At 65.4% G+C, this 23,013-nt stretch carries 20 protein-coding genes; 7 read left to right on the top strand and 13 right to left on the bottom strand.

Annotated elements, in window-relative coordinates; all coding sequences use genetic code 11:
• Window positions 1-28: 28 nt before the first annotated feature.
• Entirely contained in the window at window positions 29-1,168 is a 1,140-nt protein-coding gene (locus NJ1_RS13905) for a lipase family protein (RefSeq protein WP_067693872.1), read from the bottom strand.
• 284 nt (window positions 1,169-1,452) lie between these two features.
• Between NJ1_RS13905 and NJ1_RS13900 the strand changes: the two genes are divergently transcribed.
• Complete coding sequence (locus NJ1_RS13900) at window positions 1,453-2,472, top strand: FAS1-like dehydratase domain-containing protein (RefSeq protein WP_169813136.1); 1,020 nt, start codon at window positions 1,453-1,455, stop codon at window positions 2,470-2,472.
• Between the two features lie 192 nt (window positions 2,473-2,664).
• Window positions 2,665-3,408 carry an AAA family ATPase gene (locus NJ1_RS13895; RefSeq protein WP_067693103.1) on the top strand — a complete coding sequence of 248 codons (744 nt, stop codon included), beginning with the start codon at window positions 2,665-2,667 and terminating at the stop codon, window positions 3,406-3,408.
• 68 nt (window positions 3,409-3,476) lie between these two features.
• Here the strand turns inward: NJ1_RS13895 and NJ1_RS13890 are convergent, their stop codons facing one another.
• On the bottom strand, window positions 3,477-4,622 hold the full coding sequence (locus tag NJ1_RS13890; protein WP_067693101.1) for an acyl-CoA dehydrogenase family protein: 1,146 nt from the start codon (window positions 4,620-4,622) through the stop codon (window positions 3,477-3,479).
• 108 nt (window positions 4,623-4,730) lie between these two features.
• On the opposite strand from NJ1_RS13890, the gene NJ1_RS13885 reads away from it, so the two are divergent.
• From NJ1_RS13885 to NJ1_RS13875, 3 genes are all read left to right on the top strand, one after another.
• Window positions 4,731-5,381: a TetR/AcrR family transcriptional regulator gene (locus tag NJ1_RS13885; RefSeq protein WP_067693098.1), complete on the top strand. Its 651-nt coding sequence runs from the start codon at window positions 4,731-4,733 to the stop codon at window positions 5,379-5,381.
• A gap of 114 nt (window positions 5,382-5,495) precedes the next feature.
• Window positions 5,496-6,077 carry a hypothetical protein gene (locus NJ1_RS13880; protein ID WP_157573948.1) on the top strand — a complete coding sequence of 194 codons (582 nt, stop codon included), beginning with the start codon at window positions 5,496-5,498 and terminating at the stop codon, window positions 6,075-6,077.
• Window positions 6,078-6,356: 279 nt separating this feature from the next.
• Window positions 6,357-7,733 (top strand): HAMP domain-containing sensor histidine kinase, encoded by a 1,377-nt coding sequence (locus tag NJ1_RS13875; protein ID WP_067693093.1) that lies wholly within the window; start codon window positions 6,357-6,359, stop codon window positions 7,731-7,733.
• A gap of 5 nt (window positions 7,734-7,738) precedes the next feature.
• Here the strand turns inward: NJ1_RS13875 and aspT are convergent, their stop codons facing one another.
• The gene (gene aspT, locus NJ1_RS13870; RefSeq protein ID WP_067693090.1) at window positions 7,739-9,421 is read right to left on the bottom strand and encodes an aspartate-alanine antiporter; all 1,683 of its coding nucleotides are present in this window, start codon (window positions 9,419-9,421) and stop codon (window positions 7,739-7,741) included.
• A gap of 30 nt (window positions 9,422-9,451) precedes the next feature.
• On the bottom strand, window positions 9,452-11,086 hold the full coding sequence (locus tag NJ1_RS13865) for a bifunctional aspartate transaminase/aspartate 4-decarboxylase (protein WP_067693087.1): 1,635 nt from the start codon (window positions 11,084-11,086) through the stop codon (window positions 9,452-9,454).
• Between the two features lie 311 nt (window positions 11,087-11,397).
• Between NJ1_RS13865 and NJ1_RS13860 the strand changes: the two genes are divergently transcribed.
• The gene (locus NJ1_RS13860; protein ID WP_218025190.1) at window positions 11,398-12,417 is read left to right on the top strand and encodes an asparaginase; all 1,020 of its coding nucleotides are present in this window, start codon (window positions 11,398-11,400) and stop codon (window positions 12,415-12,417) included.
• A gap of 166 nt (window positions 12,418-12,583) precedes the next feature.
• On the opposite strand, the gene NJ1_RS13855 is transcribed toward NJ1_RS13860, so the two are convergent.
• The 4 genes from NJ1_RS13855 to NJ1_RS13840 form a co-directional block, all read right to left on the bottom strand.
• Complete coding sequence (locus NJ1_RS13855; RefSeq protein WP_157573947.1) at window positions 12,584-12,913, bottom strand: hypothetical protein; 330 nt, start codon at window positions 12,911-12,913, stop codon at window positions 12,584-12,586.
• 5 nt (window positions 12,914-12,918) lie between these two features.
• Window positions 12,919-13,116 carry a ferredoxin gene (locus NJ1_RS13850; protein WP_067693078.1) on the bottom strand — a complete coding sequence of 66 codons (198 nt, stop codon included), beginning with the start codon at window positions 13,114-13,116 and terminating at the stop codon, window positions 12,919-12,921.
• 47 nt (window positions 13,117-13,163) lie between these two features.
• Window positions 13,164-14,261 carry a cytochrome P450 gene (locus NJ1_RS13845; protein ID WP_422615753.1) on the bottom strand — a complete coding sequence of 366 codons (1,098 nt, stop codon included), beginning with the start codon at window positions 14,259-14,261 and terminating at the stop codon, window positions 13,164-13,166.
• A gap of 98 nt (window positions 14,262-14,359) precedes the next feature.
• Entirely contained in the window at window positions 14,360-15,391 is a 1,032-nt protein-coding gene (locus NJ1_RS13840; RefSeq protein ID WP_084478164.1) for a methyltransferase, read from the bottom strand.
• 242 nt (window positions 15,392-15,633) lie between these two features.
• Between NJ1_RS13840 and asnB the strand changes: the two genes are divergently transcribed.
• Window positions 15,634-17,490 (top strand): asparagine synthase (glutamine-hydrolyzing), encoded by a 1,857-nt coding sequence (gene asnB / locus NJ1_RS13835; protein WP_422615752.1) that lies wholly within the window; start codon window positions 15,634-15,636, stop codon window positions 17,488-17,490.
• Between the two features lie 17 nt (window positions 17,491-17,507).
• Here the strand turns inward: asnB and NJ1_RS13830 are convergent, their stop codons facing one another.
• The 5 genes from NJ1_RS13830 to NJ1_RS13810 form a co-directional block, all read right to left on the bottom strand.
• Window positions 17,508-19,535: an anthranilate synthase family protein gene (locus NJ1_RS13830; RefSeq protein ID WP_067693069.1), complete on the bottom strand. Its 2,028-nt coding sequence runs from the start codon at window positions 19,533-19,535 to the stop codon at window positions 17,508-17,510.
• Complete coding sequence (locus tag NJ1_RS13825; RefSeq protein WP_084478223.1) at window positions 19,532-20,164, bottom strand: isochorismatase family protein; 633 nt, start codon at window positions 20,162-20,164, stop codon at window positions 19,532-19,534. The genes NJ1_RS13830 and NJ1_RS13825 overlap by 4 nt, the downstream gene beginning before the upstream one ends.
• 49 nt (window positions 20,165-20,213) lie before the next feature.
• On the bottom strand, window positions 20,214-21,002 hold the full coding sequence (locus tag NJ1_RS13820) for a 2,3-dihydro-2,3-dihydroxybenzoate dehydrogenase (RefSeq protein ID WP_084478162.1): 789 nt from the start codon (window positions 21,000-21,002) through the stop codon (window positions 20,214-20,216).
• Window positions 20,999-22,219: an FAD-dependent monooxygenase gene (locus NJ1_RS13815; RefSeq protein WP_067693063.1), complete on the bottom strand. Its 1,221-nt coding sequence runs from the start codon at window positions 22,217-22,219 to the stop codon at window positions 20,999-21,001. Before NJ1_RS13815 ends, NJ1_RS13820 begins: the two co-directional genes overlap by 4 nt.
• Window positions 22,220-22,316: 97 nt before the next feature.
• Window positions 22,317-22,895, bottom strand: a complete 579-nt coding sequence (locus NJ1_RS13810; protein ID WP_067693060.1) for a VOC family protein — start codon at window positions 22,893-22,895, stop codon at window positions 22,317-22,319.
• Between the last annotated feature and the right edge of the window lie 118 nt (window positions 22,896-23,013).

Genomic DNA, 23,013 nt, shown 5'->3' with positions numbered 1-23,013 from the left:
CGTGTCAGCGAGTCACCGCGCTACGAATTCAGCAATTCGACGGGGCGGGACGGCCCGCGAACCGGTCCGCGAGGTAGCCCACCGCATTCATCGCACCGGGGGCGATGGCCGTGGCGTGATCAGTCCCGGGAATGACGTCGAATTGGACGGGAGTTCCCGCGGCGCAATACCTTCCGGCGGTGGCGCGGGCGAGGTCCAGCGGGACCTGGTCGTTGCCGCCGTGCCACTCGTAGACCGGCACACGGGGTACCTCGGGGGCGATCTCGAGCGAATTCTCATGCATCGCGGCGATCATCGCCGGATCGTTCTCCATGCCACGGTTGAACATCTCACCGATCGAGTGACCCGCACCGGCGGAAATGATGTCGTCCACACAGGAATTCGCAATCCGCTCACGCATCGCGAATCCGGCCGGGGTCAATGCCCGGTCCAACGGCAGGGCCGCCGGGTATTCGCGTTCGAGGCCGACCGCGACAGCGAAGCCGAGACCGAACAGCGGATGCGGGGTGTCACCGATCTGCAGGGCCATCTTTCCCGGGTTGACCGGCACGCCGCCGACCGCGGAACCCACGATGGACAGTTCCGGTGCGTAATCGGGAGCCAGCGCGGCCGCGAAACCGGTCGACATCGCGCCGCCGGAGTAGCCGGCCATGCCGACCGGTGAATCCGCGAGGCCCGCGGGAGCGAACCGCTTGACCGCCCGAATGCCGTCGAGCGTGATCTGCCCGCCCATCCGGGCCGCACCGTAAGCGCTGGTCGGGCCCAGGTGATCCGGAACCGCCACCGCCCAGCCCCGCGCGAGCAGCATGTTCAGTGCCGCGGACTCCTTCAGGCCGCCGTCGAACAGCGCGTGCGAGGGCGCGCACTGCAGACCCAGCGAATTCACGAACGGCTGATACGACACCACCGGACGCCCGGCAGCGCCCGGGGGCACGATCAGCGTGGTCACCGCCGAGATCGGCGCGCCCGAGGAATCGGCGGACCGATACGCCAGCTGCCACACCGTCGACCCGGGCCACGGATGCGCCGCGACCGGTCGTGAACGCAGCACGTCGCCCGGTGCGAAAGCACCGAGATCGGCTGGGCCGTAATAGAACCCGTCCTTGTCCGCCACGGGGAAGATCGCACCCGCGTGCGCGGTGCAGGGAACGGTCCCCACCATGGTCATGATCGCCACACCGATACCCAAGACATTCGCGATCAACCTCGACCTGGACGTGCGCACAGAGCCTCCTTCGATTCGGAATCGGACGATCACCTCGCCACCAACAGTTCGCGTAGACAACAGCCAGCGATTGGTCCAATCAAGTGACATGAATCACATCTGCGACGCGTTTTCCCACCTGGAACCCGCCCGCGCACCCTGTACTCTGCGGTCCGCCAATCCAACAGCAATTGCACAGCGAAGCTCTGGCGCCCGCACACCCACGCCTACACCGAAGGAGCATGAGGATGGTCGCTCTCATCGATCGTCACGCCGAGCTGGACGCGCTGATCGGGCACACGTTCCGCATCCCCGACTACTACGAGGTGGGGCGCGAGAAGATCCGTGAATTCGCCCGTGCCACAGCCAATTCCCATCCCGCTCACCTCGACGATGCGTGGTCCCGCGCGCACGGCTACCCCGGACTGCTGGCTCCCCCGACCTTCGTCGCACTGCTCGGCAGCTCCGCGCAGTCCGCGCTCACCGCCATGATGCCGTCCCTGGATCTGACCAGCGCCGTGCAGACCAGCCAGATCCTCGACTACCACCACCCGATCGTGGCCGGAGACCGGCTCAGCAGCAATATCGGCCTCGAATCGTTCCGGCAGGCCTTCGGCGGGGATCTGATGACGGTCACCAACTACGTCACCAACCAGCACGGGCACCTGGTCGTCGCCAGTCACACCGGACTCATCGCTCGCAGCACCGGCAACGACCTGACCCGGGAGCTCACCGATATCGGCACCAGCGTGATCCGCAGTGGACTCGACACCGCCCCTGCACGTCTGGAGCCGTGCGAGGTTCCCGCCCCCGACGCCTCCGCATCGCCGAACTCCCGGACGGACTACCCGTCACACCTGCGCGTCGGTGACATCCTGCCCGCGCGGACGTACTCGCTCACCTTCGGCGACATCGTGCACTACGCCGGGGTGTCCGGCGATCCGAACCCGATCCACTGGCACGCTCCCCTGGCCGCCCGCGCGGGCTTCGACTCGGGCATCGTCGTGCACGGCATGCTCTCGATCGGACTCGGCGCGGACTTCGTGTCGAACGCGATCGGCGACCCGACCGCGTTGCGCCACTTCAGCGTTCGCATGACCAACCCCGTCCTGCTCACCCCGGGCGAGCGCAGCACGGTCGAGCTCATCGGATCGGTCACCGCGGTGGACGGCGAGTCGGCCACGATCAGCCTCACCGCCACGCACGGCGGCCGCCGCGTCTTCGGCCGGGCCACCGCGATCGTCGCCACGAACTCCACGACCCACTGAGCGACCGCCGGCCGCGATCCCCCGGACCTTCGCGGCCGGCCTCACCGCCCTGAGACTCAGGTCGGTTGATTTCCGGCAAACTTGCCGGATGGCGATTCCGCATCCGGTGAGCGGCCCGTCCGCAGACCCTGTTCCGCGGACGGTCCGCGAGCGTGCACCGGGTCGGCACCATCCCGCCGGGGACACCCGCCGGTGAATTCCTCGTACCTTCGGCGAGCCGTTCTCGACCGGCCCAGCGTGCCCTCGTTCGAGGACTATCCGTTCTCCCTGCCGGTGATCCGCGGGTTGTCCGAGTTGGAATTGCATCCTCGGGTCACCTTCCTCGTGGGCGAGAACGGCAGCGGCAAGTCGACGCTTCTGGAGGCGATCGCCACGGCCTGGGGGTTCAATCCCGAAGGCGGCACCAAGAACTTCACCTTCTCCACCCGGGGATCGCATTCGGAACTGAACGATCATCTGCGACTGGTGAAGTCGATCGACAAACCGCGCGACGGATTCTTCCTGCGCGCGGAGAGCTTCTTCAATGTCGCCACCGCCATCGAGGACCTCGACCGCGAGGCGCTCGGCGGCCCACCCCTGCTCGACTCCTACGGCGGCGTCTCACTCCACGAGCAATCGCACGGCGAGTCGTTCTTCGCGCTCATGATGCACCGCTTCGGCGGCCACGGCTTCTATGTCCTGGACGAGCCCGAAGCCGCCCTGTCCCCGAGCCGCCAGCTGGCCATGATCGCCCGCATGCACGAATTGGTCCGCGCCCGGTCCCAGTTCCTCATCGCCACCCACTCGCCCATCCTCATGTCCTACCCCGACGCCTGGATCTACCAGATCGACGAGGACGGCTGCGAACTCGTGGACTACGAGGACACCGAGCACTACCGCATCACCCGCTCGTTCCTCGAGAACCCCGGCAGATATCTCGACGAACTGCTCGACTGACGAGCCGGCCGCGTGCCGCCGCGTTCTCGGTGACAGCACGTGACCTGTTCTCGGACAACAGGACTCGATCAGAGGGTGCGCGCGATGATCTCCTTCATGATCTCGTTGGTCCCGGCGTAGATCTTCTGCACGCGAGCGTCGGTCCACATGCGCGAGATCGGATATTCGGTCATGTAGCCGTAGCCGCCGAAGAGTTGGAGGCACTCGTCGGCGACCACCATGGCACGGTCGGTGACCCACCACTTCGCCATCGCCACGGTTTGAATATCCAACTCGCCCTTGATGTGCCGTGACACGCAGTCATCGACGAAGACCCGGGCGACGCGGGATTCGGTGGCGACCTCGGCGAGGGTGAACTTGGTGTTCTGGAACGCGAAGATCGGCTTGCCGAACGCGTGCCGCTCCTTGGTGTACGCGAGGGTCTGCGCCAGTGCCGATTCCATGCCCGCCACACCGCCGACCGCGATGATCAACCGCTCCTGGGGCAGCTGCTGCATGAGCTGGACGAAACCCTGCCCCTCCTGCTCACCGAGCAGATTGCTCACCGGAATCCGGACATCCTCGAAGAACAGCTCCGAGGTGTCCTGGCCCTTCTGCCCGATCTTGTCCAGCACGCGGCCGCGACGGAATCCGGCGCGGTCGGCCTCCACCAGGATCAGCGAGATGCCATCGGCCTTGGCGGTGGTGTCGGTCTTGGCCACCACGATGATCAGATCGGCCTGCTGGCCATTGGTGATGAAGGTCTTCGCGCCGTTCACGACGTACTCGTCGCCGTCGCGCAGCGCCCTGGTCTTGACGTTCTGCAGGTCCGACCCGGTGCCGGGTTCGGTCATCGCGATCGCGCCGACCACCTCGCCCGAGGCCATGCCCGGAAGCCAGCGCCGCTTCTGCTCCTCGGTCCCGTAGGCGAACAGGTAGTGCGCGACGATTCCGCTGTGCAGGCTCGCACCCCAGGCCGTATCGCCGACGCGGGCCTGCTCCTCGATCAGCACGGCCTCGTGCGCGAAGGTCCCGCCGCCACCGCCGTAGATCTCCGGGATCGACATGCACAACAGCCCCAGCGCGCCCGCCTTGTTCCACAGGTCGCGGTCCACGTGATGCTGTTCGGCGAAGCGTGCCAGATTGGGCTCGAGCTCCTTCTCGCAGAAGGAACGCGCGAGTTCACGCAGCGCGTCCAGATCCTCGTCGTGCCAGCTGGAGCGGTATGTCGACATGGTTCTCCTGACTCAACCCGGGCACTGGTACACCATGTACCCATTTCGGGTACATGGTGTACCAACCTCGATGGCCTCCGCAACCCCTCACCGGGATAGGGTGGTGCGGTGGTGCACACTCACGACAGCTTGCGCGCACGGCGCGAGGCGAGCCGTGCCAACCGGGGAGAAGAACGCCGCCGGGAGATCATCACCGCCGCGATCGCCGCGATCGAAACCGAAGGACCCGCCGCGAGCACCGGCGACTTCGCCACCCGCGCGGGACTCAACCGGACGCACATCTACCGGCATTTCTCGAGCAAGGAAGAGCTGGATCGGGAAGTGACCCTGACCCTCTACCGCGAACACAAGGCCCGCATCCGCGCCGGAATGCGCGAGCACCAGACCGCCATGGCCGCCATCCGCGGCCCCATCGCCCACCACGTCACCTGGGCGCACGAGCACCCGAATCTGTTCCAGTTCCTGGTCAGCCGCCGCTACGCGCGCAGCGACCAGCCGGGCAGCAGCGAGAGCGGATTCGCCTTCGAAATCGCCTTGGCCGCAAAGCAATACATCCCCGACTTCTTCGACCAGCGCGGCGAGGCCGACGGTTTCATCGTCGCGGTCCACGGCCTGATCGACGCCTCCATCCAGTGGTGGCTCGACCACCCGGGCGACACCCTCGACCAACTCATCGACCGCCTCACCACCCAATCCTGGCTGCTGCTGCGCCAACGACTCGACGAATCCGGCATAGCCTCACCGGCCACGACCCGGTAGTCGGCACCGGTGGCGGGGCGCGACGGGATCCACGAACCCCGGGGCGCGCGCCGTTGCGGCGTGATCGCGACCGGTGATGGACGGCAAATCCGGTGCCGCGAATAGTATTCGGCTGTGTTGTCTCAATTGCTCGGCACGCTGAGCGGGGTGGTCATCGGCGGCGGGATCACCTTCCTCGCCTCCTACGTCAACGAGCGGTCCAAGTGGAACCGCACCCAGGCCGCACGATGGGACGAGCGCCGGCTACAGATCTACTCGGAGTACCTCATCGTCACCAGGGCGATGCACACGTTGGCCGCTCGCCTCGTGCGCATTCGCACGGGTTCGACCGACCCCCAGGGAATGTCCCTGCAGGACGGCGTGACTCAACTCGGCGAACTCGAGCGCGAGCGTATCCAGCGATGGCAGGAGGTCCAACTGCTCGGCAGTCCGGCCGCGGTGGCGGTCGGCGACGAACTGAACAGGTGCACATGGACTCTCGAGTGGTTCGCATACGGAGAACTCACCGATGACGCCGACTGGCTCCTGCTCATCCGAGAGGCCTACCGCCTCCGCAAGGACTTCAGCACCGCCGCCCGCGCCGATCTCGACGTCACCGAATCCGCCCTCCCGGCACCGGAATGGGTCGACGAATGGACCCCACGCAATCACATGCTCGCGATCCGGCACCGAATGCGGCCTCTCCCACCGCCGTGACTCCACCGATTCGCGCCGGGACCCTCGCGTGAACCCGGCCGTTGCCCGCTGCGGTGGACCGGGCGGCGATGGGACGGACACTGCTCGCGGGTGAGCCGGTCCCGATCGGGATGGCCGGGAAAGTGCCGGGCGCTCAGATGGCTCTCAGTCGTGGTCGGCAGACTGGGGGGATGTGCCGTCGGGGTATCGATCGTTTTCTGTTTCCGGGTCTTTCGGTCTCGAGTCGTGCGTAGGGCCGGGCGTCGAGGCGGGCGGACCGAGGGCGACGCCGGCCGGGTGATGGCGCCGATCGGGGGGACGGTGACCCTGCATTGGCGGGTCACGTTGCTGGCGGCGTCGGTGGTGGCGGTCGCGGTGGCGATCACGTCGATCGCGGCGTATGCGTTGGTCGCGCGGGCGCTGTATGCGAATGTCGATGCGCAGCTTCGGACCCGGGCCGCGTTCATGATCAACAAGAACGCTGACCGGATGACCTATCTGGAGGCGCGCACGCTGGGGAGTCTGTTCTCCGACGATATCGGGATCACCCTGATCTACCCGGACCTCGGGGCGGGTGGTCTGGTCGTGGGACAGGATTCGGCGCCGCCGCTGGGTGAGCAGGAGTTCTCGGTGGCGCGCGGGGATACCGAATTCTCCCTGCGCACCGTCGGGGACCGGCGGGTGCTGGCCCAGCACACCAATTCCGGTGCGACGCTGGTGATCGAGCAGCGGCTCGATCCCACGCGGGAGGCGCTCAACCGGCTCGCGCTGCTGCTGTTCGTGGTCGGCGGCGGCGGTGTGCTCCTGGCGGCCGCGGCCGGAACCGCGGTGGCGCGCACCGGATTGCGGCCCGTCGCGCGGCTGACCGCCGCCACCCAGCGGGTGGCGCGCACGGACGATCTGGCACCGATTCCGGTGACCGGCGATGACGAACTCGCCCAGCTCACCGAACGATTCAACACGATGCTGCGGGCCCTGGGCGACTCCCGCGAGCGCCAGCGCCGCCTGGTCGCCGATGCCGGACACGAACTCAAGACGCCCCTGACGTCATTGCGCACCAATGCCGAACTGCTGATCGCATCGAGCCGTCCGGGCTCTCCGCAGATCCCCGATCAGGACATGGCCGAACTGCGTGACGACGTGATGGGCCAGATCGAGGAATTGTCCACTCTGGTAGGCGATCTGGTGGATCTGGCCCGCGAGGAAGCACCGAACATCCAGTACGAGCGCGTCGATCTGGCCGCTGTCGCCGAGCACGCCCTGGAGCGGGCTCGGCGGCGGCGCGGTCGCATCGAATTCCAGGTCTCCCTGCGCCCGTGGATGGTGTACGGCGACGAAGCCGGGCTCGAACGCGCCCTGCTCAATGTCCTGGACAATGCCGCGAAATGGAGCCCGGACGGTTCGATCGTCCTGGTGCGCATGGCCGAGAACGGCCGTGGCCTACTGGAATTCACGGTCGACGACGCCGGCCCAGGTATCGATCCGGCCGAACGCGACCTGGTCTTCGAGCGGTTCTATCGCGCCACCGCCGCCCGCTCGATGCCCGGCTCGGGGCTCGGGCTCGCGATCGTGAAACAGGTGGTGACCAAGCACGGTGGCACCATCGCGGCCGAGTCCTCCGAGCGAGGGGGAACCCTCGTCCGAATCGTATTGCCGGGACAGCACGGCGCCTCGTGAAGAACTCAGGAAATGGCTTCGGTCATGGCGACGGCGATCGGTCCCAGCAGGGGCAACGCGACATTCGAGAGCGCGTAGACGATCGTGTAGGACATCAGCGGGGTGGCGTTGCCCGCCACCTGCTGGACAGCGGTGATGCCCGGAGTCGAACACTGTTGTCCGGTAATGGCTCCCAGCGCCAACGGTGCGGGGAGCTTCATGAACTTCCACGCGACGAGCAGTGAGATGCACGCGGGAACAGCCGTCATGAGCACACCCGCGATGGGAAGCCCCCAGCCGAACTTCTCGACCAGATCCACCGCCTGCGGTCCCGAGGTCAGGCCGACGACCGCGATGAACACCGACAGACCGAGGGTTTTGATGACATCGGCCGCGGCGGGGGCATACTGGCCGATCTCCGGGTTCCGGGAACGGAACCAGCCGAACAGCAATCCGGTCAGCAGGCAGCCGCCGCCGGTGCCGAGCGTGAGTGGAATGCTCCCGACCGGGACCACGATCTTACCGATCATGAAACCGAGCGCGATGCCCAGCGAGATGTAGATGATGTCGGCTTTGACCGTGGGATCGAGCCGGTAGCCCAGCGCCGAAACACTCTCGGCCAGGTCACTTTTCGCCCCTGTCAGTCGCACGGTGTCACCCCGCTGCACCGCCATGCCCGACCGCAGCGGGAGCTCCTTGTCCTCGCGCACCACCCCGGTCACGTACAGGCGATTGCCCAGCTTCTGTTCCAGGGCGCCGAGGGTGGTGGATTTCTCCGCGCGATGGTCGAGCACCACCTGGTCCACCTCGAGCGTGGTCTCGAGGTCCTTGCCCGGCACGATTTCCGGACCGATCGCGTCCTCCGCGGGCACCATGGCCTCGCGCGGACCCACCACCAGGACTTGATCACCGGCGCGCAACTCCAGGTCGTCGCTGACGGCAACGGCCTTGCCGCCGCGCAGGATTCGCTCGATCGTCAGCCGGCCGCCGAGATCGGAGGTCACCGCCGCGAGAGTGCGCCCGGCTACCCGCTGCACCTGGAACGCACGGCCGACCAGATCAGGAGCGGCCGGCACCTGCCCATCGGCGTCATCGGCACCTCCGCCCAGCTGTTTCCACAACCTCGCCGCCTCGTCCCGCAGATTGATGCGCATGATGAGCGGGAACACCTGACTCGAGAGCAGCACGATGACGATCAGCCCGCAGATGTACGAAATCGAGTAGGCCGTACCGACATTCGCCTGTAGCGCGCTGATCTCCGCGGCCGGCCGATCCAGCCGCGCGATGGCGTCGGTCGCGGTGCCGACCGCCGCGGACTCGGTGGCCCCACCGGCCAGCAGACCCGACGCGGTACCGGGGTCGAGCTTCATGATGAGGGTCGCCAGCGCGGTGATCACCAGCACGCTGGCGATCTCGATCAGTGTGAAGGTGCCGTACTTGAGGCTCTTGCGGTTGAGACTGGAGAAGAAGATCGGCCCGGAGATGTACCCGAGGGTGAAGATGAACATCGCGAAGGCGATATTCTTCACCTGGTCGTTCACCGTGATGTGTCCCGCCATGCCGACGAAGATCGCCACGATCAAGGTTCCGGCCACGCCGCCCAGCGACAGTTTCCAGATCCGGATCTTGCCGACCGCGTATCCCAGTGCCAGGCAGAGGAACAGCGCGATTTCGGGGCTGTCCTGCAGGAACGTCTTTATCGCATGCATCGAGTCGTCCTTCGGGTGAGCGGGACCGGGTCAGCGTGCGGTGGCGCGGTTCTGGAACTCGCGGTGGTATTCGCCCATGATCTCGCGCAGCGAGTGACCGATCTCGGTGTAGCTGTCCTGCCGGAGATTGGCCAGCGACACCCGCACCGACCACTGCGGTCCGTCGAAACCGCCGCCGTTGAGCAGCACGATCGACCCCTGTTCGGCCAGCCGGAACACCGGATCGACCGGTTCGTGCTCCGAGACGAGCCACTGCGCGAATTCGTGACTCCAGTGCTGCTTCACCCACACCATGAGGTCGATCTCGACGTAGTAATTGGCGGCGTTCGGATCCACGGGCACCGGGATCCGCAGGCCGTCGCAGAGTGCCTGCAGTCGGCGCGCGATGATCGCCTCGCAGTTCTTGCGGTGCTGCGCGTCCTTGTCGAGCAGGTCGCCGAGTGCGAACAGCGCCATCTGAACCTGTTGGGGCGTGGACAATCCCGCCGTGTGATTGAGCGCGACATCGCGCGAATCGGCGACCATGCGGTCGATGAACTTCAGTTTCTCCGGTTCGAGGGCGATCGTGGAATAGCGCTTCGTCAGCCGATCTCGTTCCGCCTCCGGCATATTCGCGATTCGAGTATCGAAGATGTTGTCCTTGGCCACCGCGATGACACCCAGACGCCATCCGGTGCAACCGAAATACTTGCTGAAGGAATAGACGCCGATCGTATTCGACGCCGCGGCGGACATCAGCGATTGGAAACCCTCGACGAATGTGCCGTACACATCGTCGGTGATGATCGTCAGATTCGGATTCTCCTCGGCCACGATCTGCGAGATCCGTTCCAGCGTCGCCGAATCCAGCATTACCGACGGCGGATTCGAGGGATTGACCAGGAACAGCGCCTTGACGCTCGGGTCGGTCAGCTTCTCGATTTCCTCGGGCGGGTACTGCCAGGTGTGCATGCCGTCGGAGGCGTCCTTGTCCGCTTTCACCTCGACCACGTCGAATTGGAAACGATCGAGATGCGGTATCTCGAGATACGGCGTGAAGATCGGGGTCATGATCGCGATACGGTCGCCCGGAGCGAGCATCCCGTTCACCACGCAACTGTCGAACAGGTAGCACATGGCGGCGGTGCCACCCTCGGTCGCGAACAGATCCCAGCCGCTCGCGGGCGCACCACCCATCGCCAGGTCGAGGTAGGCGTGCACCACCTGTTCGATGTGGGTCAGCATGCGGTCCGGGACCGGATAGTGGTCGCCGTGGATGGCATCGGCCAGTTCGCCGACCCAGGCGTCGGCCTCGAAACCCAGGGTGGCGGTGCCGTATTCGACCGCGCCCCGCAGCAATTTCACCGCGTCGCTCTCGGATTCGGCGGTGAGGAATTCGTCCAGGCGCGCGGCGATTCCGTCCGGCTGCGGCATTCCCGCGAGGCCGGGGAATTCGTCCCAGTCGCGCTTGGCCTCCGACGCGGCGAATCGGCCGAGCAGATAGAAGGCCTCGCGGGCGGTGAGGGAGGTCCAGTTGGGATTGCCACGGCCCGCGTTGATCATCGCGTGCGCGGTCTTGTGCATATGCTCATCGGCCAGATCGATGAGCTCGTCTTTCAGCTCGAACGGGCTGAGCGTCTCGTATTTCTTCTCGGTCGCCCGATCGACCTGGTCGTCCACACTCATCGTCCAACCTCCGCATATCGAAGTCCGGTCGATCCCGTATCCGGCCAATACCGTGACACGACCAGATCACGCCGCGGTGTATTTCACACGGATTGTCGGGGATCGAGACCGGGTTGTCATCGTGCGGTCATCGCCTGCGGCTGCTACCCGGCACTAGGATTTCCACCGCTGCTGAATGCGATTCCCATGCTCACGTACCCACCGAGGGGTTGACTATGGCGCGACAATCCATTCTTCGTATCGCCGGTGCGGCTGCGTGCGCGGCTGTTCTGCTCACGGGATGCGGGAACGATTCCGAGAATCCGGCACCGGTGGCCGCGTCGAGTTCCACGGTCGCGCCGGGCGCGCTGCCGCGCATCACCATTCTGGCGACCGGCGGCACGATCGCGGGCAAGGCCAATGCGAACTCCGCGGTCGGCTACACCGCGGGTCAGGCCACCGCGCAGGACCTGATCGACGCCGTGCCCGGACTCGACAAGATCGCGACTCTGCAGGCGGTGCAGATTTCCAATATCGGCAGCCAGGACATGAACGACCAGGTGTGGCTGGATCTGGCACACAAGATCGACGAGATCTTCGCCGGCGATCAGGCCGACGGGGTGGTGGTCACGCACGGGACCGACACGATCGAGGAGACCGCGTTCTTCCTCGATCACGTGGTCGCGAGCGACAAGCCGGTCGTGCTGGTCGGATCGATGCGTCCGTCCACGGCACTGAGCGCCGACGGTCCGGCGAACCTGCGCTCCGCGGTGCAGGTGGCGGCCGACTCCCAGGCACGCGGACGCGGGACCATGGTCGTGCTCAACGACACCATTCACGGCGCGAAGGACGTCACCAAGTCCAATACCACCAGCGTGCAGACCTTCACCTCCCCGAACAGCGGGCCGATCGGTCACGTCGACGCGGCGGCGGTCCAGTTCGCGGGGCCCGCCACCACGCAACCGCGACTCACGTTCCCGGTTCCCGGCAAGGCTCCCCTGCCGCACGTCGACATCGTCTACTCCCATGCCGGTATGGACGCGACCCAGGTCGACGACGCACTCGGCCACGGCGCGCTCGGCATCGTCCTGGCCGGTGTCGGAGACGGCAATACCGCCAAACCAGTCGTCGACGCCCTCAGCGCAGCCGCGAAACGAGGCGTGCTGGTCGTGCGTTCCAGCCGAGTCGGATCCGGAAGCGTCGTGCGCAACGCCGAATTGAACGACGACGAACTCGGCACCGTCTCCGCGCTGGGACTGAACCCCGCGAAATCGCGAATCCTGTTGCAGCTGTTGCTCTCCGACGGAATCACCGATGTGGCGAAGGTGCAGCAGGCTTTCGGGGACAGCTGAGCGTCACGAGCGGACTACCGCAGGTCGGGCTGCGGTAGTCCACCTTCCGGTTCTCGGCAGGTCGGAACCACCGGTGCCGTGCACATTCCGATTGCGATGAGACTCTCGCGAAGATACCGACCCACGAGCGACCACACGCGCTCGTGCCGAGCCGGCGTGCCCGGCATCATCGGCCCATCGGGGTGAGCTCGAAGATCTCGATGACGAACGTGCTCGATTCGCCGTTGAGATAGGGGTGTTCAGCACACAGCGAGCGGGCATGGGTGATGGTGTCCGCCTCGATGATCGAGTAACCGTTGAGTTCGGTGGCCATCACCTCGGAACCGTCGCCGACCAAAGCGCTTCGCGCACTGAACGGTTCGCCCAGCGACAACAGTGCACTCCCGAGCTGTTCGGTCCACAGCGCCCACGCGCGCATCTGAGACTGGACCTGCTCTGCTGGGAAATTCTCCAGGGGCCGCGCCGGACCTCGATACAACAACATGTACTGCGCCATCGCGGTCATCTCCTCGCGGGAATGATGGCCCGGGCGGGGCACAGAATCTCGGCCTGCCGTACGTCTTCGGTGTCGCTGTCCTTCACGACATCCTCCTTGAGCAGGATGACGAGTCCGTCGTCATCCTGGTCGAAAATCTCCGGTGCCACATAGACGCACTGGCCCGCACCGATGCATCTACCGCGGTCGACTACGACGCGCATGCGGAACTCCTATTCATCAAGGCTCGTACGGCGGACGATCACCGCGGTCACCACGTCACCGGCAACGCGTGCAGCCCGTAGATCCGCATATCGTGTTTGAAGGGCAACTCATGGACCGGGGTGGCCAGAGCCAGCGAGGGAACCCGGCGGAACAGGGTGCCGTAGGCGACCTGCAGTTCCATTCGCGCCAGGGTCTGCCCCAGGCACTGATGGGGTCCGAACGCGAATGCCAGGTGACTCCGCGCATTTCGCCGAATATCCAGGACATCGGGGTCGCCCGGGAAGGCACGCGGATCACGGTTGGCTGTCTCGATCGCCAGGATCAACCCCTCACCGGCTTCGATCCGGACACCGCCGATCTCGATGTCCGCCACCGCGAGCCTGCGGCGGCCGTGGTGGACCACGGTCAAGAATCTCAGCAGTTCCTCCACGGCGCTCGCAACGACCGAGGGATCGTCGTCATCACGAAGCGCCGCAGCCTGTTCCGGGTTCGCGAGCAGCAGGGCGGTGCCGAGCGAGATCATATTGGCCGATGTCTCGTGCCCGGCCATCAACAGAATCTTGCCGATGCCGGTGATCTCATCGACGGAGAGACGACCGGACTGCGTCAGATGGCTGAGGATGTCGTCCGCCGGCTTCGCCTGTCGTTCGATGACCACCGCCCGAATGAGCCCGAGCAGCTCCTCCGCGGCCATGCCGGCCTCCTCCGCGGAGGTGACGGTCGAGATCGACGTGCCGGCGAGCCGGTGGAATCGATCGCGCTCGGCATAGGGCACACCGAGCAACTCGCAGATGACCAGCGACGGCAGGGGTAGCGCGAACGCCGAGATCAGATCCGCCGCGCGGATCGGCTGAGCCAGCATCTCGTCCAGCAGCCGATCGGCTGTCTGTTGAATCCGCGGACGCATTCGTTCCAGCCGTTTGACCGAGAAATACCCCGTCAGCAGACGCCGGTATTCCGCGTGCTCGGGATCATCCATCGACATGAACGGGCGATTCCGCTGAACAGCGGCGCGCAAGGCCACCGTCGAGATCGGGTAGCCGGCCCTGGTCGCGTCCGCGCTCACCCTCGGGTCCCCCAGTAGCGCACGGACATCGTCGTATTCGGTGATCAGCCAGGGCTCGCTGCCATCCCAGATACGCACCCGGGAGATTCGCTCGGACCGGCGCAGCTGCGGTGGCGGATCGAATGGGCATCCTCGCTCACGGGCCATCGGGAAGGCCGGAGCATCGATCGCACCGTTCATGAGGCCCGCGCTACCCGGGCCTCGATGATCCCCGCCGGTCCGCCGGTCGGCAGGACGCGTTCGATGGTCAGGCCGGCTTCGGTGAACAAGTCCCGATACTGCTGTTCGGTACGTTCCTTACCTCCGAACAGCGCCAGCAGATTCAGGTCGGTCAGCAAACCGAGATGCGGCGTATTTCCTTCCGGCAGAACGATTTCGATGAGAATCAGGCGACTCTCCGCCGACATGGCCTGGCAGATGTTGCGCAGGATCCGCACGGAATCCGCGTCGTTCCAGTCGTGAATGATGTGCTTGAGAATGTACGCGTCCCCGCCGGCGGGAACGCTCTCGAAGAACGATCCGGGCTGAACCGTGCACCGCTCGGCCAGACCGAGGCTTTCCATGCGCACCTGCGCACCATCGACCACGGCGGGCAGGTCGTAGAGCACACCGGAGGAGTCGGGTGCACTCAGCAGAACCTCGCTCAGCAGCCGACCGTGCCCGCCACCCACATCGACGATCGTCGAATATCGCGAGAAGTCGTAGGAGCCGAGCACCGCCTTCAGGGTCATCCCGGACACACTGGTCTGCGCGTCGTTGAAGACCTTCCCGAACGCGGGATTCTGCCGCGTGAATTCGAAGAAGGGCACTCCGCGCACCGCCGGGACCACGGCCTCACCGGTGCGGATGCCCTCGGACAGATGCGACCAGTGCTCTCGATGCTCCGGGGACCCGACGAACAACGACCACGGTCGCACCGAGACCTCCGCGTCGGATCGCAGCGGATCCGACAGCTCGTTGAGTGCGTACCTGCCGTCAGCCTCGAGAGCGAAGACTCCGCGACTCGACAGCAATCGCAACAACCGGTGTACCGCATCAGCGTTCGCACTGATCTTCTCAGCGATGTCCGCGGCGGTCATAGGACCGGCCGCGAGCACATCCGCGATCGCGAGATCCGCTGCCACGTATATCGCCTGCGCGAAGGAGCCGTTTCCGATCATTTCCATCAACGCGATAGCCGCGGGCTTATTGGTAGTCGACTCAACCATTGAACAAACTCCTCGATGCACACTCGATCAGATGACCGAATACTCGCAAACCCGAGTTCTGTTGTCGAGACCGTTGTTTCACACCTCGAGCACGTTGCCGCACCCAGGCGACTGAGATACGGTCGGCGAACACATCGCTTGTGACACTTCACCTTTCGCTCGACATGGGACAGCAGTCCATAGTTCGTCGGTGTATTCGATTCTCCGGCGTCACAGAATCCAGCGATATCGACACCGGATCAATGAAGGAACTGGAAGATATGTGCGGACTAACGGGATGGGTCGACCACCGCAGGAACCTGGCGCCCAGCGTCGACACGGTCTCCGCGATGACTGCCACGATGGTCAACCGAGGGCCCGACGACGAGGGGATATGGGTGTCCGCGCACGCGTTGCTCGGACACCGGCGTCTGTCGGTGATCGACCTCGCCGGAGGCCGGCAGCCGATGGTGGCCGATGAAGTGGTGATCAGCTACACCGGCGAGGTCTACAACTTCATCGAATTACGGGAAGAATTGCGCACACTCGGTCACACGTTCCGGACCGAAAGTGATACCGAGGTCGTTCTGCGGGCATACCTGCAGTGGGGAAGTGACTTTCCAGCCCGCCTGAACGGAATTTTCGCGTTCGCATTGTGGGATTGCCGAAGCGAGGAGCTGCTTCTCGTCCGCGACCGTTTCGGAGTGAAGCCGCTGTACTACCAGTTCCTGGACGGCGGCGTCGTTTTCGGATCGGAGCCGAAAGCTATTCTGGCGCACCCGGACATCCCCGCCGTTATCGACCGCAACGGCCTGCGCGAGTTCTTCACCATGACGAAAACTCCCGAGCTGGCTCCCTTTCGCGGCATGTTCGAGGTCCGGCCCGGCACCGTGGTCAAGGTCGCCGCCGACGGCATCGAGAAGATCGTCTACTGGAAGCTGGCAGCCCGTGAGCACACCGACGATCTGGACGCGACCATCGCCCACGTCCGAGAGCTGCTCGAGGATATCGTCCAGCGGCAGCTGATCGCTGACGTGCCGATCTGCTCGCTGCTGTCGGGCGGGCTCGATTCCAGTGCCATCACGGCACTGGCCGCCAAGGTGCTCGCCGAACGGGGCGCTCCCGCGCTGCGCACGTATTCGGTCGACTTCGCCGGTCACACAGAGCGATTCACCGCCAATGCCGCGTGGAAGGATCCCGACACCCCGTACGCGCTGGAGGTAGCCGCGCACCTCGGCGTCGATCACGTGGTCGTCGAGCTGGACAACACCGAACTCGTGGATCCCGCGGTGCAGACCGCGGTCCTGGACGCGTTCGACCTCCCGGTGATCATCAGCGATATGGAGTATTCGCTGTACCTGCTGTGCCGCGCGGTTCGCACCGCGGCAACGGTGGCGCTGTCGGGCGAAGCCGCCGATGAACTCTTCGGCGGTTACAACCAGTTCCACGACCCGGATGCGGTGGCGGCCGACGCGTTCCCATGGTTCACCTCCGCGGCCAAGTCCGGCGGGATCGCCGCCCTGCACTCCCTCGGGCTCTGGGAGGGGCTCGGCCTGGACGAGCACCTCAAACAGCGGTATACCGAGGCTGTCGCCGAATGTCCCCGGCTGTCGGGCGAATCCGGCCACGAGGCGCGTATGCGCGAGATCACCTACCTGCATCTGACTCGCTGGGAGAGCATGCTGCTGGATCGCAAGGACCGGGTGAGCATGGCGGTGGGGCTCGAGGTTCGGGTGCCCTTCACCGATCACCGTCTGGTCGAGTACGTCTTCAACACACCCTGGTCGATGAAGACGTTCGATGGATACGAGAAGAGCCTGCTGCGCGCGGCGGTCGCCGATCTGCTGCCCGAGTCGGTCGTGCAACGCCGCAAGACCCCTTACCCGTCGACCCAGGATGTCGCGTACGAGAACGCGCTGCGCCGACAGGTCGAGCAGCTCCTCGAGCCGGGATCGCCGGCTCTGAAGCTGGTGCACGAGAGCGATGTTCGTGAATTGCTCGCCGCCCCGTCCGGCTCGCTGTGCGTCGGCGGCCCCTGGAGCGCCCGGATAGTGCTGGAACGATTGGTCGCTTTCAACCGAATTGTGACGGAGCACGATATCGAGGTGGTGCTCGAGTGAGCCGCCGCGGTCCGGCGTCAGCCGGACCGCCGTGCCCGCAGTGTCGAGGGCTGATCGTAGGGCACCGATTCCGGGCCGGGCGCCAACAGGAGAATCTCCCCGATCAACCCGTTCAGCAGCGGGTTTCCGGCGGTGCGATGTTTCGGAATCCGGTCGAACGACACGACTTCGGCGCCCGAGCGCAGCTCCGAGAGCATCCGCGCCAGAATCACCTCGCCGTCGAGAGTGAGGACCGATTCCGGATGGAACTGCACCGAGTAGAAACCCGGACCGCGCAGCGCGTGGACTTCGCCGGTGGTCGCGTCCCGTGAGACCTGAATCTGTCCGCTCATGCCGGGGCGGCAGAGAGTGTCGGTTCCCGAATGCACACTGAAACTGTTGTAGAAGCCGACCCGGTGCACGCTGCCGAACAGATCAACTGGTCGCTGGACGCCCTGATTGGGGTACACCCGCCGGGCCAGACGCATGCCCAGCAGATCTCCGAGCACCTGATGGCTCAGGCACACCGCAAGGAACGGCCGGCTCTCGTGCAGCAGCCGATCCAGAGTGCGGCGCAGTGCGGCGATCTTCCCGTTCGATGCGGCACGCGGGTCACCGGGCCCCGGGCCCATGACCACCAGATCGTAATCGGCCACGTCGTAGTCCTCGTCGAAGCGACGAATCGTCACCACCGCCCCCAACGTGCGCAGTTGGTGTCCGAGCATCGCGGTGAAGGTGTCCTCGGCGTCCACCACCAGAATCCGGCCGTAGTCGACGGGGCCGTTCACGGACGTCACCGCCTCGGTGGGCTTGCGCCAGAACCGCGACACCCTCTCGTTGCGCTGGTTCAACAGCGATACGACCTCGGGGTGGTCGGCGAAGCGCGCCGCCGACTGCGCGCCGAGGGCGGCCAGTACCGCAGAGGCCTTCGCCCGGGTCTCGGCCGCTTCGGAATCGGGGTCCGAATGCCGCACGATGGTGGCTCCCACGGCGACCTTCATCCGGCCGTCGGCGTCGATGTCCGCCGCACGGATCAGAATGGCCGAATCCATGCGTTCGCCACCGTGCTCGTCCTCGCCGATCAGGGCGATGACCCCGCTGTAATACCCGCGTCCGGTCGGCTCGTATCGGCTGATGACACGACAGGCGCTCTCGAGCGGACTGCCCACCACGGTCGGCGCGAACATGGTCTGACGCAACAGATCCGCCGGTCGGCGGATGGTATTGCCTTCGATGAAGTACTCGGTGTGCGCGAGTTTGCTCATCTCCTTGAGGTACGGCCCGACCAGACGCCCGCCCGACTCACACAGCCCGGCCATCATCTTCAGTTCCTCGTCCACCACCATGTACAGCTCATCGGACTCCTTCAGGTCCGAGAGGAAGTCCAGGATTCCGGGCAGCGATGGTCCCGAGTCCGGGTAGCGGTACGTGCCGCTGATCGGGTTCATCGCCAATACACCCCGGTCCAGATTCAGGTGCTGTTCGGGCGTCGCCCCGACGAAGGTGCGCGTGCCGGTGTGCACGAGAAAGGTCCAGTACGCGCCCGACTCCGCCTCCAGCAGCCGGCGAAACAGGGTCAGCGCGTGCTGAGGGCGGTAGTCGCTGATCTCGGCGAAGTAGGATCGCTTGGCGACGAAGTTCGCTCCCACACCTTTGCCGATTTCGTCGGCGAGGATCCGGCGCACCATATCGCCGTATTCACGATCGCTCAGATCGAAACGCCCGCCGGTGACCGAGATCGGCCGGACCGGAATCGCGCTCAGCGCCTGGTGCGTCGAGATTCGATCCTGCTGTCGAATCTTCATCAGCAGCAGCGGTTCTCCGTCGTCCACACAGTCGAATCCGCGCTCGGCGATCTGCCGATAGGGCACCAGCGCGAGCACGTCGTGCCGGGCTCCGGTCCCCCGCGGCGTGCACAGCGTATCGATCTCGGACAGCGATCGCGCTTCGGCGATATCACCCAGCAGCACGTCGATCCGGTCGGTGCCGCGCGGGCACGCGCGTCGCAGTAGCGCGAACGGAGGCGGTTCGTCCGTCAGAATCGCCTGCAGCAGATCGCCGTTCATCGTTGTTCTCCCGGCGTGCGCGGACGCGCCAACTGGGTCAGCAGGCTCTCGGTGGTGGCCACCATCGCGCATCTGCGGGCCGCGTAGTCCAGAGCCAGCCGATGCTCGTCCAGGCTGAAATCGGCGATCGCGTCCGCAGCCAGGAACGGCTGGATATCGAAGGAGAACGCGTCGCAGGCTGTGATCAGAACTCCGACATGCGCGTACACCCCGCAGATCACCAGCTGATCACGTCCGGCCGCTCGCATCCGCTCGAGCAGATCGGACTTGTGAAAAGCACTGTAGCGCCACTTGGTCAGCCGCCAGTCCCGGGCCGAGGGCGCGAGCTCGTCGACCACCTCCCGATCAGCCGGGGACACTGTCATCCCGGGTCCCCAGAAGTCGCGAAGCAGCCCGCGCTGCACCGGCGTCATCGAGCCGGGCTGCGCGGTGTAGCACACAGGAATGCCTGCGCTCGAACACCTTTCACGTAGCGACACCGCGTTGGCGAGCAAGGTCCGGCCCGGCTCGGCGTCGGTGGGAAAGGGGCGCAGGAAGAATCGCTGCATATCGTGGATCAGCAACACCGCACGCGCCGGATCCGCCTCCCACTGCGCCGTGTTGACCGGCAGTTCGAATGCGGTGGGCATCGGGTAGGAGTCGATGTCGGGAATGCGCGCCTGCGGCGCGATCTGATTGCTAGACACCGAGACCAGCCCCACCATCGACAGTCAGATCGTGCATCGTGATGTGCCGGGCGTGATCGGACAGCAGGAAGGCGACCGCGTTCGCAATGTCCGAGGAGCTCGCGATCCTGCCCAGGGGGATGCCCACTCGGTACGCGTCGAGATCTCCGTGCACGGTGGCCTCCTCGCCATGGCCCTGCGACCACAACGAGCGCAGCATCGGGGTGTCGGTGGAACCCGGGGAGACGACATTGCAGCGAATCCCGTACCGAGCGACCTCGAGACCCAGGCATTTGGTGTACATGGTGGCCGCGGCCTTGGTCGCGGCGTAGACGGCCATCCCCATCCGCGGAGTGCGGGAGGCGTTCGAGCCGATGGTGACCACCGCGCCGCGTGATCGACTCACCATGGCACGGGTGACCGCGGAGGTGACCACGTACACCCCGCGGGCGTTCACCTCGAAGGTTCGATCCCACTCGTCCTCGGTGACATCCAGCGCGGCGGCAGGGTGCAGCACTCCCGCGGCGTTCACCAGGTATTCGATGGGGCCGAGTTCGTTCTCGACCCGGTCCACGAGGTGTCCGATCTCGGCGGTGGAGCCGACATCGGCGGCGCACACCTGTACGTGCGCTCCGGTCTCGGCGCATGCCTCCGCCACCCGCGTCAGCGCAGCGACCTCACGATCCACCGCGGCCACCGAGATGCCCCGGCGGCCGAGTTCGGCGACGATCGCCGAGCCGATACCGCCGGCGGCTCCGGTCACCATCGCGACTTTTCCGCTGTATTGCATGTCGTGGTTCATCGCCCCACCCGTTCCAGTAGCTCAGTGACATTTACAGGACCGAAATACTCTGCGGGAGAGACTGTTCCGGCTCCCACACTGACGAATCCGTCCATGGCGTCCTGATCCTTCCGGGCCGCCAGCAGCAACCGCTCGAGCTCCGGGGACGGCGCCTGCAGGCGGGCCAGTTGGGCTGTGTGCTCGTACAGGGGCAGACGCCGCTGATCACGAACTCGTTGATAGTCGGCCATCGCCACCTCGAAAGGCGCATTGTCGTGGAGGTGGGAATGCACGGCGGCGGTCAGCAGTTCCGCCCCTTCGAACGCGTCGCTGATGCCCTGTGCGGTAATCGGATCCCGGTTGTATGCCGCGTCACCGACGAGCGCCCATCCGGGGCCGAACGGCTTGCGGAAATAGTTGGCGCAGGCGGCGCCGCTGAAGGGTTCCACTCTCGTGGCGTGATCCACCCGCCGTGCGAACTCGGGCCACAGTTCCAGCGTCGCACGGTAGTTGCCCTCGATGTCGGCGCGGAAGGCGTGACGCTCGGCGTGTGGCCAGCAGACCACGACCAAGGTGAGGTCGTCGTTGGTCGGGATCGCGGCCCAGCACCGGGAGGGCAGGCTGTAGATCTCGAAGCCGTCGGTGGGCAACCCGCTCCAGTATGTGAAGTACTGGTATTGCAGCCGGGGTTGCGTGTGATATTCCTGGGCGCCGACAAGCTTCGCCACCCGCGAGGAGCGCCCGTCAGCGCCGATCACCAGCTGTGCGTGTTCCTGCACGATGCCGCCGCGCCGATCATGCCCGCGGATCCCGACCACGACATCGTCCTGGACGATCAGGTCGTCCACAGTGCAGCCCTCGCGGATTTCGACACCCGCCGCTATCGCGGCATCGACCAGAATCTTGTCCAGCAGCGTTCTCCTGGGCGCGTACCCGGTGCGGATGCCATCGCTGGGCAACGGGCGACCCGACAGACTCACAGAGCCGTCCGCCAGCGCGAAATTGAAGGTGAATTTGTCGATCGCCGGAGTGCCGGCCGCGATGACGGCTTCGAGCAGGCCGAAGCGACGCAACGCCGCGACACCCGGCGCGTTGATCATGTGCGTCGAGAGCGCGTCACTCGGAAACGTGGCTCGATCGACGGCGAGTACGCGATATCCCTTGCGTGCCAGCAACATTGCCGTGGTCGATCCCGCGCATCTCGCGCCAACCACGATCACATCGTATTTCGACCTCATAGAACACTTCCCACGAACGGGCCGGTCGGGCGCCGCGCGGGCGCCACGAAAGGAAACGGCAGAGACTCCGTCGCGCGACGGAGTCTCTGCCCGAGAATCAGCCGACCGGCTGCGCGGGGCGGTCGGTGGCGCGGCGGGGATCGTGAGCCACGTCGCCGTCGCCGAAGTCCCTTATCCAGCAAGCGAATTCCAACAGGATGCCATCGGGGTCCTGGAAGTAGAGCGAGCGGTGGAAGACGTCCGGGTTCACATCCTGCGCCACGGTCGAGGGACTGTTGTCGTGGTTCATCTCATCGACCCGGATCCCCTTGGCGACCAAGCGCTCCCGGTATTCCTCGAACTTCTCCGGCGGTACGTCGAACGCGATGTGGTTGACCGCACTCACTCGGGTCTGCCACTTCTCCTCGTCCACCCCCTCGGTCGGCGGCGGATTGAAGTAGCCCGGCAGTGCACCGGGCCGGTTGACGAACCAGAAGAAGGTCAGGACGTTGCCGTTGCCCACGTCGAAGACGAACTGCTGCCCTCCCGCCGGCATTTTGGGCAACTCGATCGTCTTCACCAAGGGCATACCCAGAACACCTGAATAGAATTCGACGGTCCGCTCCATGTCGTCACAAATCAATCCGACATGATTGAAACCACGCAGCTCGAACTCTTTGTTTTCCTGACTTTCCACTGACTTACCTCCACCTGATTTGAAACGACGCGTCGATACTAACGCGCGTTCTTCGAAATTGTCGCTGTCCGTGAGCAATTGAAAAATACGGCCCTGCGCACGTATTTCGGGCATGGCC

The organism is Nocardia jejuensis NBRC 103114, from assembly GCF_001613145.1.
GTDB classification, from domain to species: Bacteria; Actinomycetota; Actinomycetes; order Mycobacteriales; family Mycobacteriaceae; genus Nocardia; species Nocardia jejuensis.
The sequence above is the reverse complement of the archived record's forward strand: the minus strand, read 5'-3'. Positions and strand labels throughout refer to the sequence as shown.